Raw genomic sequence first — 15,547 nt, forward strand, 5'->3', positions numbered from 1 at the left:
CATCATGTATAAGCCCTAATCATTTAGAGTCTGTACAATCCGCCTTAACAAGATGGCACCAATCACATGAATGCGATGGTGATCGATGCTATCAATTAAAACCGTTAAAACAAGTTTGGCTAACTAATGACGAGATTAATCAACTTGAAGTCTTTAATTAGCCACTCTCTATTTAGTAGCCTTGTGCGCCTTGAGGAGCATCAGACAGTTCAAGCGTATGCAATAAGCTTGTTAATAAGCTTGAAGCGCCGAACCTAAAGCTTGCAGGGCTAATCCAGTCCGCGCCAAGTAAACGCTCAGCGACACCTAAAAATTCAGCTGTTTGCGCTGCATCACGAACGCCACCTGCAGGTTTAAAACCAACGTTGCGGTTCTTTTCACTGATGACTGTCAGCATGATTTCAGCGGCTTCTAGCGTTGCATTAACAGGCACTTTACCTGTTGATGTTTTAATGAAGTCTGCGCCAGCATCAATTGAAAGCTCTGAAGCTTTACGGATAAGAGCTGGATCTTTAAGCTCGCCAGATTCAATGATGACTTTTAAAATTGCTTCATCGCCACAGGCTTCTTTACAGGCTTTAACAAGTTCAAATCCTAAAGATTCATTTCCTGCCATCAGCGAGCGGTATGGGAAAACAACATCAACTTCGTCTGCGCCATAAGCAACAGCAGCGCGAGTTTCTAATACTGCAATTGCAATATCATCATTACCATGTGGGAAGTTAGTCACTGTTGCAATTTTGATATCTTCACAATTCAGCTCATTTAACGTTTTACGAGCTATTGGAATAAAACGAGGGTAAATACAAATTGCAGCAGTATGGCCAGCAGCTGTGTTAGCTTTGTGGCATAAATCAATCACTTTTTGATCAGTGTCATCGTCATTTAATGTCGTTAAATCCATTAAAGAGATACCTAATTGTGCTGCTTTTTTTAAATCACTCATGTTTGCTCTCCGAAACAAAAACCTAATAAAATCTTGTTTTGGCAATGCGTAAAGCTGGCAGTAGATTAATTGTGAGGCCGGGCCTTCGAGCATTGCCAGTAAATTAATTCATAAGTTACTGAACTAAGTATTCAATATGATAACGAGTACCACGACTTGAATCCTTGAAGACCGGAAGAGGTGAAACAATGACATTGTCCCATCCATTCCGCGAAAAATCCCTTTTAGCGCGCAAATCAATCCAAACTATTAAGTTGAACCATATATGACGAAATCATCAAAAGTTAGTTCAAATAAACCACTGTTTGGACGTTAATATTTATTTAAATACATTCTAACAAACTTTTCGATGTACTTAAGTAAAGACTAACATATTTTAAGATTTTTTTGGATATTTAAGAATAAATTTGGAGCCACTATTTCAGTGGCTCCAATCGCTTACAAGTTTAATTTAGAACTTGTAAGTTGCAGTGAAGTAATGTGCGAAACCTGTAGTTTCTAGGCCAACGATTCCGCCGCCATCTTCAAGTAAGTAAACGTCTTGGTATGCTTTAAGACCGTAACCTACAGCGTAGTTATCTGAATGCCAGTGCAGACCGAAGTATGCAGCACCACCACTAGTAGTTTGTGGTACAAATTCATTACCGTACTTTTCATCAGCACCAAATTGGTAATCTACGTAACCTTGGAATGATACGAAAGAACCATTATCAAAGTTCATAACTGGCTTGAACCAGTTAGCTGAGAACTGGTAACCATTCCACTCTTTTAGGTTCAAGTCGTAAAAACCGTATAAGTTCATGCCAGTTTTACCTAACCATGGAACCATAACGTCAGCACCGATACCAATAGAAGCGTTGTTTACGTCATTTGTCTCATTACCATTCACATCTGTACCACGGATAGCGCCGCCACCCCAGTTAAATAGAGTAGAGATGTAAACTTCTTGAACAGGGCCAAATGATAAATCTTTACCTGTAATTGCGTCTAAAGAGAAACGAGGAGCAAACTTCATGAACATTTTGCTTGCGCCGTTATTCTTATCACCGTAATCGCGGTTTGTGATGTTGAACACATCAACATAACCGTATAAATCAACAACACCAGCGCGACCACCAAATTCCATTTCTAAGTAATCATGGCCATTATCAGTAGAACCATCACGCGGAAGTTCATTTACTGCGTACATTGCATTGAACTGCATCCAACTGTAATCACCAGCACGAAGATCAGTTCTGTCAGCAGCCATAGCAGGTGCAGACATTGCAGCGATAGTTGTAGCAGCTAAAGCTAAAGTTTTAACGTTTTTCATTATCAACCCCATTGATATATTTATTACCACCTTCGAGGGTGGCGATTTTTATAAACGTTTGCATTGTACATCTAATGAATAAAAGCTCAATAAGAATTGGTAAAAATACGAATACTTAATCCCAAAATGTGAACAATATCTCTACTTTTCACTAACAACTTAGAACGTTTATGTCTAATAAACTGCAATTTTTGACTAAATCAATATAAATCACTACTAACTTGTCATAGCAACTGACATGCCAGACAAAATAAAAACAGATTAAACTTTGGTTAAAGTTAGCTAAAATACACAAAAAAAAGCCGTTATTACCTGAGTAATAACGGCTTTTAATGAGCTCATAGTCAAACCTATCTTAGGATTAAATCGCTAAGAATAGACCTGCTAGAGTTGCGCTCATTAAGTTAGCTAGTGAACCGGCCATAACAGCACGGATACCTAGTCTAGCTAAGTCATGACGACGGCTAGGAGCCATAGCACCTAAACCACCTAATAGAATCGCAATTGAAGATAAGTTAGCAAAACCACAAAGTGCGAAAGAGATAATCGCTTTGGTTCTGTCAGTCATCATCAGACCCGTTTCTGCTACTACTTGGTAACCTTCAGCTGATGCATCAAGTAAGTAAGGAGCAAAGTTAAGGTATGCAACGAATTCGTTAACAACAATCTTTTGACCGATGAATGAACCGGCAACAAGTGCTTCGTTCCAAGGTACACCGATTAAGAATGCTAAAGGCATAAAGATGTAACCTAGAATAAGTTCTAAAGTAATACCTTCAAGACCAAACCAACCAGTAACACCACCGATGATACCGTTGATCATTGCAATTAGACCAACGAATGCGATTAACATCGCACCTACGTTAAGCGCTAAATGCATACCTGATGAAGCACCTGCAGCAGCAGCGTCTAAAACGTTAGCTGGCTTGTCAGGATCTTCAGGAAGCTCAGACATTTCGTTCTTAGCTTCTTCAGTTTCAGGATGCATTAGTTTAGCCATCATAAGACCACCAGGAGCAGCCATGAATGATGCAGCAACTAAGTACTCAATTGGTACACCCATCTGTGCGTAACCAGCTAATACTGAACCCGCGATTGATGCAAGACCACCAACCATGATTGCGAATAATTCAGAGTTAGTCATTGTCGCGATAAATGGACGTACAACTAGAGGCGCTTCTGTTTGACCAACGAAGATGTTAGCAGTAGCAGACATAGACTCAGTACGGCTTGTGCCTAATGCTTTTTGTAAACCACCACCGATAATACGGATGATCCACTGCATAATGCCTAAGTAGTATAGAACTGCAATTAGAGAAGAGAAGAATACGATAACTGGTAAAACGTTAACAGCGAAAATGAAACCAACTTTAAATTGGGCTAAATCGCCGAATAAAAAGTTAATACCACTTTGTGCATAGCCAATAACGCTAGAAACAGCATCAGAAACACCTTTTAAGATGTCTTTACCCACTGGAACATATAGAACAAAACCAGCAAAGAACGCTTGGATAGCTAAAGCGCCACCAACAGTACGAACATTAATTGCTTTTCTATTATTTGATAGTGCATAACCGATTGCTAGTATGGTAACCACACCTACTAGACTCATTAGTATATCCATTAATCATCACCCTTATTTATGTTAACGATTTGTATATTTGTTGTTAACTCACCTATTTTCCGTTAATGATTATAACTGAGGAGCAGATGAAAATCGTGGATTAGATCATACTTTTAGAGTTTAATTTCAGGATCTTATGCAACATTAATATTAATTAATAACTGTGTTTAAAAAAAAAGAATTACAGCTCAAACAGTTGGGAGGCGTTTTTATTCAATCGTTCTAAAATAGAAACAGTTGTTTTTTTCTGTAAATTTGCGATCTCTGAAACGAACTTTGGCAAATGAAGCGGCGTATTTCGTTTTTCAAGTGCATTATATGGCGTCATACTCGGTGAGTCTGTTTCAATTAAGAAATGTTTGATGTCTATTTCTGTGATCGTTTTGCGTAATTTTTTAGCATTAGGGTTCATCAATAATCCCCCTATTCCCAATTTATATCCTAAATCAATATAGCGCTTTGCTAGCTCAGGCCCACCATAAAAACCATGTATCACACCGCCTCGAGGGTTGGGGTTACGGATTAATAATTCAATTAACTCTTGATGACATTTTACCGCATGCAATATGACAGGAAGATGAAACCTGACAGACATTGTTAACTGCCCAGAAAGTAACTCTAATTGCATAGGAAAGTGTGGCTTTAATTTATCAAGACCACACTCGCCGAGCGCAACAAAACGAGCATTATCTTTATGTTCGATTATTTTTTGTTCTAATAAAGTTAATGAATCATCAATATTGTTAGGGACATACCAAGGGTGAATGCCTAAGGCGTAGTAGCAATTAAATTCAGCGGCAATCGCAATTTGTTTGCACCATTGCGTTTCACTAATACCGGGTATGATTGCGTTAGTAATGCCATGATCTCGCATTTCGTTAAATAACGTATCGCGATCATGATCAAAATCCTCAAGGTCAAGGTGTGCATGAGTATCAATCATGCAGGTTCTCCTTCAAAGACTCAGTCCCCTCATCATTGTTATTACAATCCAATTGGGTTCTTTCAGGTTTTATTCGATTTTTTTTCATGTAAGCAAGAACATCAACATTCAGCTGGGGCTCTTCAATTCGAGGGGCACAACTTCTTTTATTCTCTAGCGTCAGCCCCATCTTGTCACACCAGCGAATATAAGCCTTCCAAGGTAAGAAAAGGTAGCGCAATAAAATCAGAGTTTTATTTGTGTTCAATGGCATATCGCTCCCTTAGAAAAACTGATGGCATACATTTATTGGCTATTGGCTCACTTATTAAAATTCAGGCAATAAAAAAGGCGGTTACCCGCCTTTAAAATTATACCAATATTGAATTAATGCTTAGTTCTCACGAGTCTTAGCAAATTCAATATCAGGATAACGTTCCATTGATAAATTAAGGTTTACCATGGTTGGCGCAATATAAGTTAGGTTATCACCACCATCTAGTGCAAGGTTAGTACTACACTTACGACGGAATTCTTCTAATTTACGCTCATCTTTACAATATACCCAGCGAGCAGTCGAGACACTGATGCCTTCATAGATTGCTTCTACGTTATATTCACTTTTAAGACGACCAACAACGACTTCAAATTGTAGTACACCTACAGCGCCAACAATAAGATCATTGGTATCAAGTGGTCTAAAGACTTGAACTGCACCTTCTTCAGCAAGTTGCACTAAGCCCTTCAGTAATTGCTTTTGTTTTAATGGATCTTTCAAGCGAATACGACGGAACATTTCCGGAGCAAAGTTAGGAATACCGGTAAACTTAAGCTTCTCACCTTGAGAGAAAGTGTCACCAATTTGAATAGTGCCGTGGTTATGTAAACCAATGATGTCACCTGGATAAGCTTCTTCAACTTGCTCACGATCACCTGCAACAAAGGTCAATGCATCTGAAATACGAACATCTTTACCGGCACGTACATGATGCATCTTCATGCCTTTCTGGTATTTACCAGAAACAATACGCATAAATGCCACACGGTCACGATGCTTTGGGTCCATATTCGCTTGAATTTTAAATACAAAGCCACTGAATTTTTCATCTTCAGCTTGAATCACTTTTGCTTCAGTCGCACGCGGTTGTGGTTTAGGAGCCCACTCTGTTAAGCCATCTAATACATGGTCAACACCAAAGTTACCTAATGCAGTACCAAAAAATACTGGTGATAATTTTCCGCTAAGAAACGCATCTAAATCGAACTCATGAGAAGCACCCACAACAAGTTCAAGCTCTTCACGTAAGATTTCAGCAAGCTCACTGCCAATTGCAACATCTAGTTCTGGATTATCAATGCCTTTCACTGTGCGCACTTCTTGGATCATATGACCTAAGCCAGACTGATACAAAACAGCTTCATCACGGTGAATATGGTAAATACCTTTGAATGATTTACCACAGCCAATAGGCCAAGTGATCGGAGCGCAGGCAATTTTCAGCTCATTTTCAACTTCATCCATCACTTCCATAGGATCGCGAATATCACGGTCACATTTGTTCATGAAGGTCACAATCGGCGTGTCACGTAAACGGGTCACTTCCATTAGCTTACGGGTTCGGTCTTCGACACCTTTAGCGGAGTCAATGACCATCAAACATGAGTCAACAGCAGTTAAGGTACGGTAAGTATCTTCTGAGAAATCTTCGTGACCGGGAGTATCAAGTAAATTTACCAGACAATCGCTATATGGGAACTGCATGACAGAGGTCGTGATAGAAATACCACGATCTTTCTCCATTTCCATCCAATCTGACTTAGCATGTTGCTTAGAGCCACGGCCTTTAACGGTACCTGCAGTTTGAATAGCTTGTCCGAATAAAAGTACCTTTTCGGTAATAGTGGTCTTACCGGCATCTGGATGCGAAATAATCGCGAAGGTACGACGTTTATCGACCTCGACTGTGTGAGCTGACATGAGTTACTTTGCCCTAGCATGATAAAAATGGCGCAAATTATAGCTTTTCCAAGGATAGTTGGCTAGGTAAAGCGTACCCTACATAAACAAAGTCTATCTAGGTTTATTTTTTTCCCTAAGTATCATGGTAATTTAATATAAATAAGATATTTTTAGCTCAAAAAAACAACTATAATCACTCTTAGGTTAGAGGATATAACTTCTGTTGGTAATTTAACACTTATAGAGGATATGACTCATTCGACTAATCTATGATACTTAGTGAAATACAAAATTAAGACTATGACTATCTATACCTTAACCTTGCTGGGCTCCGACAATATTCAAAATAGAATATTAAGCCAATTTATTAAAGATAACCTTAACCAAGTAGTTCGTATCTCAAAATGTGAATTGCTTTTGGCTCAATCGTGCCCTGAAAACAGCTTGTTATTAATTGATGTCAATAACTTAGATGAAGACGAAACCCTTCACTGGCAAAATATTCTAGCCTCTAACACTGGCAACATTTCAACAATTCTGCTCAATACTGATGATTTCCATGACAAACAAAAAATCTTAAGATGGCCTAATTGCTGTGGCGTTTTTGCCAATAATACCCCTCTTAAAGAGTTTATTATTGGTATGGAAAAAATTCTCAATGGAGAATACTGGTTGCCACGTAGTGTCATGACAGAGCTTTTGCAACACTATAGAACTGACTTTAAACCATCCGCACAACCAACAACGGCACTCACATCTCGAGAGCTTGATGTATTGGCATTACTACCAACTTGCAAATCCAATATTGAAATAGCTGATATTCTTTTCGTAAGCGAACATACTGTGAAATCTCATTTATATAAAGTCTTTAAAAAAATTGATGTAAAAAATAGACTGCAAGCAATGAGTTGGGTCAAAGAGAACTTACAGTAAGCAAAGTTTTATTCTGCAAAACCGCCAGGACTAATATATATATGTATTTCATCAGTATATATACCACCTAATTTATCTTCGGTCTCGCCAATGACAATTTTCAGAGGTAGACGCTCACCTTGACTTACCGTTGCTGAGTTAGCATAAAATTGATTTTCATTATGAGATAAATCTATCTCAATATTGTTCAATGTAAGCTGATAATCAATATCCCATTGGCTTTGTTGATTTTGATGTTTCAAGACACCCTTATTCATAGATTCAAAAGATAAAGAATAGTCAGTCGTACTTTTGACAAATAAATTAGGTGCAGCATTGATTACTTTCCCTGTTGATAAATAACCAAGATCAAGATGATAGGTATTATCTGATACGCCATAAAAGCTCACTTGTGCAGCCTGTTCAATAGAAGCGGCAATCAACTGTTGCAGTTCATCAATTACCTGACCACCGTCAGGTAATTGATGAAGTTTAGCTTCCAATAATGCGTCATAGTTACCATATGTACCAAATTGATGACTTGGAAAGCGTAATTGAAATCTAAAGCGGTCACTTGCGGGTGACACTTTGCCAAACCATCGATTATTCTGCACGCCACTGTCTAATGACTGAGGAACTGGCTCAAAAAATAAACTTTCATTCTTTAAGGAAGTTAATTTAGTTGTTGAATCAAAAGTAGATGCCGAAAAATAAAACAGACATTCCTCCCCTTCTACGACATCTGAAAAAAGCACCTTGGCTTCATATTGTTGAGTTAACCCATATGCTTCTGAAGTAAAAACATCGTAATCATCATAACTTCCAGCTTGAAGGTCTAATGATTGAATCTTCGCAGTGCATGCTAAAGCCGCGACCGGACAACATAGATATGAAAAACATACCAATAACAGATTAAAATTTTTAAATTGCTTAATCGACATAGAGTTTCCCTAAGCGCAATAACGCGCTGCTATCTTCATCAATAACCAGTTCGAAGTATCGTGGTGTAGGTGTATTTAATTTAATCTTATATGTGCCAGGCCTTACACCGGAAATAGCAAAACGACCCGTTCTATTCGTAAAAAATTGTAATGGTTCAAGATCATCACGCCCGATCAAAGCCGCTTTTCCTGCGACTAATGTAATCGGTTGCTGAGTTTCTTTATCAAGCAGTGTCCCCATCAAGGTAATTGCTGCCTCTGAACCAATTTGTAAGTTGTAACCTTGACCATTGCCTGGGTAGACAGGAAAAACACCCGCACCTAAATCATACCCAGCAGGTAAATCTTCAACCTCATAAGAGATAACTTGTTCACTGTATGCAGCAAGATCTGGGATAAGTATTGGGCCTAGCCCATCACTATATGCTCTAGCGCCCATTGAAGAAGGAGAAATTTCTGTTCGGTTATCTTCAATGCTTTTATGCTGCTTTATCACTGCAAAACTTTCTCTAACTGGGCGACCAAAAGCCAATTGACCGCCAGAGAACGCAATACCTGTAGCGAGCTTAGCTTGAGTAACATGATTATTGGTATCTTCTGAGAAATCGCTATAACGGCTGACATGTTGAGCCCTCAAGGTAAAGCGATTAGCATCGTAATCAATACCGACATCACCATCAATATCATTAGTTTCGGAGTGAGTGGCCCCAGCAAACATAGAAATTCCGCCACTGTTACCTACATTTTTACGGTAAGAATATTCTGAACTAATTTCTTTGTTATCGGTTTTATAGCTTGAAATAACCCTAGATTCACTACCAAATGGCCAACTCAAGGTCAGTAGCCCTGAAAACTCGCTACTATCGTCTAAAAACTCTTTGTGGGTAACTCGTGCACTCCAAGTCGCACCTGTATCAAAGATAGAACCAGATAATGAAGGACTCAAAGTCCAGTAGCGTTGAGCGTCATCATAAGCATGAACATAATTGCCAGTAAGTGAAACTTTTAAAAACGGGTTGAATGTATAATTAATACGGCTGGACAAAAAATGTTGATTAGCGTTAATTGGGGCTTCTGGTGTAACCAGAATATCATTCCTCGCACCAATGAAAAATTGCGAGTAATAATCGTAATAAATACTAAACTCAAAAGTACTGTCGGTACTCGCACTACCAATTAAGTCATATCCAACACTTGCTGCAAGTCCTTTACCTAACACATCCTGATAACTGTAAGTTGTTTTAATATCAAAAATGCCAATACCTGTAGCAAATAAACTCCTATGACCTAATTGGTAACTGTTATCCCCAACCTGAAAGTTACCACCTAATGTATAAGCAGGGGTTATGCCGTACTCTAATTCACCATTAATAAGGTATTTTTCTCGTTCATACTCTGGTTCAGCATCACTAATATTACTTTTTATACCGCCATTAAAATTATATTCAAACTCACCTTCTTTTAATAAATCCATCCCTGTAGCGATAGAAAAACTGATCCTTTCTTCTTTTCCTGATGCATCTGTAATGATGAGTTCTAAGTCACTGACTCCTTCAGCTAAAGGAATATCTTGTAAGTTGTAAGAACCTGCACCCAAGGTTAATCGCCGTACCACAACACCATCAACCAGTAGATCTACAGTAGACGCACGTTGAAGGGTGAATTGTCTTGCTGCTGTCGGTCGAACATTTTTGGTTGGAATAAGAGAAAAATCCCTAGCAATCCCTATCCCTAGCATGTCGCCTCCATCTTGAAAAGTAGCACCAGTGGAATAGAAATCTCCGATGGTCAGTCGTGTTCCTTGCTCAGGAAAATCATAATTGATTCGGGTTCCTTGCCTTGAATAGAGTCCTTTTTGATTTTGATAATCATTATAAATAGACTCATATTCTAATACTGCACGCTCATAATTGAAGCCAGCATCGAGTGTGTGACTATACTGCACACCCACATCATTCTCTGGAGTGTTATTCTCGAGTCTTGAAGCTCCAGCAGATAAATTAATATAGCCGCTGAATAAGGAGGGCGTTAAAAATGAACGTTGTGTTGGTTTATCTCCAAAATCAATTTGCCCTACTTTTAAATCTTCAGAGTTTGCATCAAGCACTAACTCCAGCGAAGACATTTCAAAGCTCAACCCTATATTTAGCTTGGTAAACATAGCTTGGCTAATCATGCCATCTAACTGTTGCTCAGACAGTGAACTCAGAACCTCATCCGATAAAGTTGCATTAAGCAATGTGATTGTTGCTTCTGCAGGCATTAAAATGAGCTGTTCTTTGGTTATAGTCACTTCAACTTCACCAATCACAGTATCATGCAACCTTAATAAACTCGTTAAGGTAATATCTCGACCTGTGGGGTTTATTATTTCAGAGCCCATAACTGATGTAGTTAATAAACAAAGCAACATGATTAAAATTGAGATAACGGATGACTTAAACATTCCTAATCTCTTTTTGAATTATTGATTTTGAGTTTAGTACCTTGAACCCATAATTTTTCATAGGGAATAGATACCTTTTTAATCATTTGAGGAGGAAAGAATATATCCCCTAACTGGCTAAAAGCGGCTTCATTTAGTAATGGAGTAGTCGAGCCATCTGAGTTTACTACTGCTAAATGGTATGGTTTTAAATAACTGTAGCGCTGACCATTATTTTTCACATCAAAAACTAGCTTGTGTTCTTGTTCATGGAACGCTATTGAACCTTCAACAACGGCTAAATCAGCTAACAAATCATTAGCACTCAAATGAACAACAGCATTGAAATGCACAAAAACCTTAACTCCACTTTGCGTATTTTCCTGAGAATTTTCCTCTGACATAGGCAGCGATAAACTCGGTTGACTAAAGCGCACGAAATAACTTACTGACTGCTTCACAGCATGTGTCCCTATCCATTGAACTCTTACTGACTTTACTTCTCCTGGCTCTAACACTAATGCAGGGGGAAAAACCAATAACTCACTATCATTTTCTACAGCTAACAGCGAAAAGGAATTACCTGTTGAAGCAGGATTAAATACAATTTTGTTTAAATTTATTTCAACAGGAACCGTCTTATTTGAAGGGTTTCTAACAAAAATTTGTTGATATTGAGGCCTGGAGTCTGACTTTAACTCAAGTGTCAGTGGGGATATTTCTAATGCGAATGAGTGACTCGTCATAAACAGTAATATCACCAAGCATAAAAAAGTGATTGAGGTGGAAAACGTATTAAGGTTAATCATCTCATCACTCCGTTTAGGGTTCATTATTACTGCTCTTGTATTATCTAGATCAATGACCTATTTTTGAAATGCTTGAGATGACAATTACTGTTGTAACCATTTAATTTTTACGCTGGCATTACCCATATCAATTTTATCTATTTGACTGACTGTAAAAATTCGAGACGCATTAGGCATCACCATCTTGCCTACAACAAAGTTCTTAATATTGTCGCGATCTAACGTCACTGAATGATTACCATCTGAAACGACCCACTCCATTTCAGTAATTTTTGCAAAGCGGTTACCACTATTGACAACTTCAATGTTCCAGGTATCTCCGTGAGATTGAAAAGACTTTGCGTTTAACTCAGCCTTTGAATCATCAGGCGTAACATTCAGCATCGTTTTAAAGTTAAATGCGATCCCAAGTTCAGACGCTGAAACATCTTCCATCGCGACAGTAACTTGGTTAATCTCGATAGAATAAGTTTGTGATTGCTCTATCACAGGCTCACCTAAGTAACGAACCATAATAGTTTGTGACTTTCCTGGCTGAACAACCGCTGTCATAGGTATAACGAGTAAATCATTATCTGCAGGAGATAAGGTGTTTTTACCAAACTCATCTTGAGTAACGAGCCATGGAATAAATTCTAATGAAACAGGAAATGAATCGGTATTATCAACACGAAGAGAATACTGTGATTGCTTTCCAACAGGTTTTATTTCAGCAGACATAGGCTGAACCTGATAAGCAAGCGCGTAAGGATTGATAAGAAACAAAGAAGTAAAGAGAATGAATATACTGAGTGTTAACTGTTTATTTGATAACTTTTCCATAAGTTTTATTCCGTAATAATGCGGGAGATGTTCTCCCGCATAGGTTGTTAAAGTCTTAAATTGCTGAGATTTGAATTGTTAACTGATCATAATATGCACCAGCCCAAGCACCAGTACCTGTAGTTAGTGCTCCAAAGTTAATCTCCAATGTTGCTGCTGCGCCATTTAATAGCTGTGCACCAGTAAAGTCACGAGATTGTGAAGCATCATTAGTACCGGTGTTACCACCAGTTGTTAAATCCAAGATTAGGTCACCAAAACCACCTACAGAAAGCGTCGCTACATAAGGGATAACGAGATCTTCTGAGTCAATTCCTTGTAATCCACCTTCAGCACTTGTAATCGTAACTGTCGCACCATCACGGTCATTACACACAAAAGAAAAGCCTGACATTGTAGTCGTTGACATATCGCTAAGTGATGTTTGAGTAGCACTCGCTTCACAGACTTCTTGAATGTTGCCGCTAAGGTTAACTTCTACTGCGCTTGCTGAACCTACAAATAAAGTTGCTACAGCAGCTGCTGCTAAAGTATACTTTTTCATGGTAAAACTCCTTTTTAATATTCAGATTGGTTTTTTGCTACACCGATTTGTTCTCACCAACAAATCGGTGGTTTTCTTCTCTTCATTAGAAGAATTCTTATATTCCGCTATTAACGAAATTCGGATATACATCAATATGCAATGTATCTTGATATTCACCTGCAAACTTCAATGGCTCAAATAAACTCACTTTGATCATTCCAGATGTATTAAATGGAATATCTGCTCCGGTGATAAATCTTTGTTCATCTATTAGCTCTTTAGACTTTTGTTTCAATGAAAAATTTAAAGAGTCGATATTAAGTTCAACTTGGTATTCAGCCACTAAGCTTGTTTCAACTGAACCGTCTATTAACTCCAGTCCGCCATAATCAGAGCGCAATGCTATGAGCATAGGCAAGTTACATTCAATTGATAGATTCGCTGTGTGAGATAGCTCAATGCTAAAATCAAAGGGAATTGAATCTACAATTCCAACGACACAACGTTCTTCAATTACACCGCTCATGCTTAAAGTTAAAGAGTCGTTAGCGTAAACATTAGTTAAAGATGTAAGTAGTGCGATCAAAAAACAGATTACCGCTTTAACACACCTTTCCATTTTTACCTCTAGCTAATAAGCAGTAGAAACATCACGTTTAACTCAACTAGAACTTAATAGTCCTTCAATTTGTCATTAACAAGCTTTGTAAATAACTTGTGAGAATTTTAATATAGAAAATCCAAGCTTAAGTCTGATTTAAGGTATGAAGTATTCAACACACTTGTTGGCAAACTTTTCAGCCACATTCTTTTACTGCTAAAACTTTATTTCCAAAAGCAAAGAAAATTTATCTTTCAAAGTTTGAATGATTGTTCAGATTTTAGTTTCTTGCTCATAACCAAGGTAAAGAAAAAAGCATAAAACACTGATTATTAGTACCTTATTCTAACCCCAACGATTAATGATGGTTTTATAAATTCAGAATAAGAGAAGGTAAATGCAAACTTAACTGTAAGTTTGACATGAGGATAATGAATGGAAGTATGACAACTTTTCGGTGAACGGACTGAAGTATGATCATACTTTGCCTATAAAGTATGATCATACTTTTCGCATTATTAAATGACATAAAATAAAAAAGCTAGCCCCTGTATAGAGACTAGCTTTGTTTCTGACGTTAATACACTGGGTTTAACGCATATAATTAAGGCTGCTTAGCTGCTTGCTCAGCTAACTTTTGCTGTGTTTGTGCAAGCTCTATACGTGCATAGCGATGTTCAACAAAATCATAGATGTTAGTTGCTAGCGTTAATCGATAATAATCAATCGCTAACTCATAATCCTGTTGCTCGACTGCTTTTTTAGCTAAGTAAAAGTAAGTTTCGCATAAACGCTCAGAGTACTCTTTAGGCTGAGATAAGTTCTCTTTCGCTGCCTCAAAGACCTGTTCTTTAGTCAGTGTACCTAAATAGTAATCCACTAATACCGTTGACCAGGCTTGTTCGTTCAATGCTTTTCTGTTTTCAACTAATGCGAGTTGTGCAGTTTCAGTGTTTCTAGGCGAGTCAACTAAGTAAAGCCACAGCGCACGGTAACCATCAGAAGGCTCTTTGCGTAAAAAGTTTTGCATATCTTGCGCGGCTAATTCGTAACGCTCACCGTAATACAATGCAATACCACGATTCAAATACGCATAGTCGTATTCAGGTGATAATTCGAGTACCCCATCAAAAGACTCATATGCACTTTCAAACTCACCTTCTTGGGTATAATAAATCCCTAAGAAGTTATAAGCATCCGCTAAGTTAGGCTGAAGTTTAATCGCTTGATGAAAGTCTATTCGGGCAAGTAAACGCAAACCTACACTATCGTAGATAACACCACGGTCATAATGAAAACGAGCTCGTTGCTCAGGGGTTAACTCCATTGTGCCTAAGATTTCATTTAGCTTAGCCAAGGTGACTTCTAATTTATAATCTGGGACATTCGGTGCAACCATCACCTTACCGCTAGTTGCGCTGTCAGCACTTCCAGATAAAGAAGCACAACCTGACAATAATAAACTGGCACCCACACATAATGCGACGACTGTGGTACGTAATTTCTGTTCCATTTAAATACCTTATCAGGTTCTATAATTTCTTTGCATCATATCAACCTATCTACATTAGGGCTATGCAGATACTGATAAAATTTCATTTACTGAATTTACACTAGCTTCAATTAATATAAAGCGAGCGAAAGTTGCTGCAAAAGCGATTCAACTCGCATTTTGACAAGTGAAGTAACATTAAGTGCCTATCAACATAAAAAGATTACTCTATGTCACAAAACAAAAAAGAGACCC

General features: G+C 38.1%; 14 protein-coding genes. 1 reads left to right on the forward strand and 13 read right to left on the reverse strand.

What is annotated here, in order from left to right:
• Positions 1-172: 172 nt before the first annotated feature.
• From deoC to prfC, 6 genes are all read right to left on the reverse strand, one after another.
• Positions 173-946, reverse strand: a complete 774-nt coding sequence (deoC, locus tag Q4600_RS04295; protein WP_229368947.1) for a deoxyribose-phosphate aldolase — start codon at positions 944-946, stop codon at positions 173-175.
• 451 nt (positions 947-1,397) lie between these two features.
• Complete coding sequence (locus Q4600_RS04300; RefSeq protein ID WP_248954928.1) at positions 1,398-2,258, reverse strand: outer membrane protein OmpK; 861 nt, start codon at positions 2,256-2,258, stop codon at positions 1,398-1,400.
• Between the two features lie 361 nt (positions 2,259-2,619).
• The gene (locus Q4600_RS04305; RefSeq protein WP_102526912.1) at positions 2,620-3,882 is read right to left on the reverse strand and encodes a NupC/NupG family nucleoside CNT transporter; all 1,263 of its coding nucleotides are present in this window, start codon (positions 3,880-3,882) and stop codon (positions 2,620-2,622) included.
• A gap of 181 nt (positions 3,883-4,063) precedes the next feature.
• Positions 4,064-4,825: a TatD family hydrolase gene (locus Q4600_RS04310; RefSeq protein WP_303513090.1), complete on the reverse strand. Its 762-nt coding sequence runs from the start codon at positions 4,823-4,825 to the stop codon at positions 4,064-4,066.
• Entirely contained in the window at positions 4,818-5,078 is a 261-nt protein-coding gene (locus Q4600_RS04315; protein WP_248954926.1) for a hypothetical protein, read from the reverse strand. Before Q4600_RS04315 ends, Q4600_RS04310 begins: the two co-directional genes overlap by 8 nt.
• Positions 5,079-5,198: 120 nt before the next feature.
• Positions 5,199-6,782: a peptide chain release factor 3 gene (gene prfC, locus Q4600_RS04320; RefSeq protein WP_102526909.1), complete on the reverse strand. Its 1,584-nt coding sequence runs from the start codon at positions 6,780-6,782 to the stop codon at positions 5,199-5,201.
• Positions 6,783-7,043: 261 nt separating this feature from the next.
• On the opposite strand from prfC, the gene Q4600_RS04325 reads away from it, so the two are divergent.
• The gene (locus Q4600_RS04325; protein ID WP_102526908.1) at positions 7,044-7,697 is read left to right on the forward strand and encodes a LuxR C-terminal-related transcriptional regulator; all 654 of its coding nucleotides are present in this window, start codon (positions 7,044-7,046) and stop codon (positions 7,695-7,697) included.
• An 8-nt stretch (positions 7,698-7,705) separates the two neighbouring features.
• On the opposite strand, the gene Q4600_RS04330 is transcribed toward Q4600_RS04325, so the two are convergent.
• The 7 genes from Q4600_RS04330 to nlpI all read right to left on the reverse strand — a co-directional run bounded on the left by Q4600_RS04330 (position 7,706) and on the right by nlpI (position 15,313).
• Positions 7,706-8,617, reverse strand: a complete 912-nt coding sequence (locus Q4600_RS04330; RefSeq protein ID WP_303513095.1) for a hypothetical protein — start codon at positions 8,615-8,617, stop codon at positions 7,706-7,708.
• Positions 8,607-11,063, reverse strand: coding sequence for a fimbria/pilus outer membrane usher protein (locus Q4600_RS04335; protein WP_303513097.1), 2,457 nt, complete (start codon positions 11,061-11,063; stop codon positions 8,607-8,609). Before Q4600_RS04335 ends, Q4600_RS04330 begins: the two co-directional genes overlap by 11 nt.
• 2 nt (positions 11,064-11,065) lie before the next feature.
• Positions 11,066-11,851 carry a hypothetical protein gene (locus tag Q4600_RS04340; RefSeq protein ID WP_303513100.1) on the reverse strand — a complete coding sequence of 262 codons (786 nt, stop codon included), beginning with the start codon at positions 11,849-11,851 and terminating at the stop codon, positions 11,066-11,068.
• A gap of 84 nt (positions 11,852-11,935) precedes the next feature.
• The gene (locus tag Q4600_RS04345) at positions 11,936-12,673 is read right to left on the reverse strand and encodes a hypothetical protein (protein WP_303513103.1); all 738 of its coding nucleotides are present in this window, start codon (positions 12,671-12,673) and stop codon (positions 11,936-11,938) included.
• 55 nt (positions 12,674-12,728) lie between these two features.
• On the reverse strand, positions 12,729-13,217 hold the full coding sequence (locus Q4600_RS04350) for a hypothetical protein (RefSeq protein WP_102526903.1): 489 nt from the start codon (positions 13,215-13,217) through the stop codon (positions 12,729-12,731).
• 97 nt (positions 13,218-13,314) lie between these two features.
• Positions 13,315-13,818 carry a hypothetical protein gene (locus Q4600_RS04355; RefSeq protein ID WP_102526902.1) on the reverse strand — a complete coding sequence of 168 codons (504 nt, stop codon included), beginning with the start codon at positions 13,816-13,818 and terminating at the stop codon, positions 13,315-13,317.
• Positions 13,819-14,404: 586 nt separating this feature from the next.
• Positions 14,405-15,313: a lipoprotein NlpI gene (nlpI, locus tag Q4600_RS04360; RefSeq protein WP_303513107.1), complete on the reverse strand. Its 909-nt coding sequence runs from the start codon at positions 15,311-15,313 to the stop codon at positions 14,405-14,407.
• Positions 15,314-15,547: the final 234 nt, after the last annotated feature.

Origin of the sequence: Shewanella sp. 2_MG-2023 (genome assembly GCF_030548905.1) — a bacterium.
GTDB lineage: Bacteria > Pseudomonadota > Gammaproteobacteria > Enterobacterales > Shewanellaceae > Shewanella > Shewanella electrodiphila.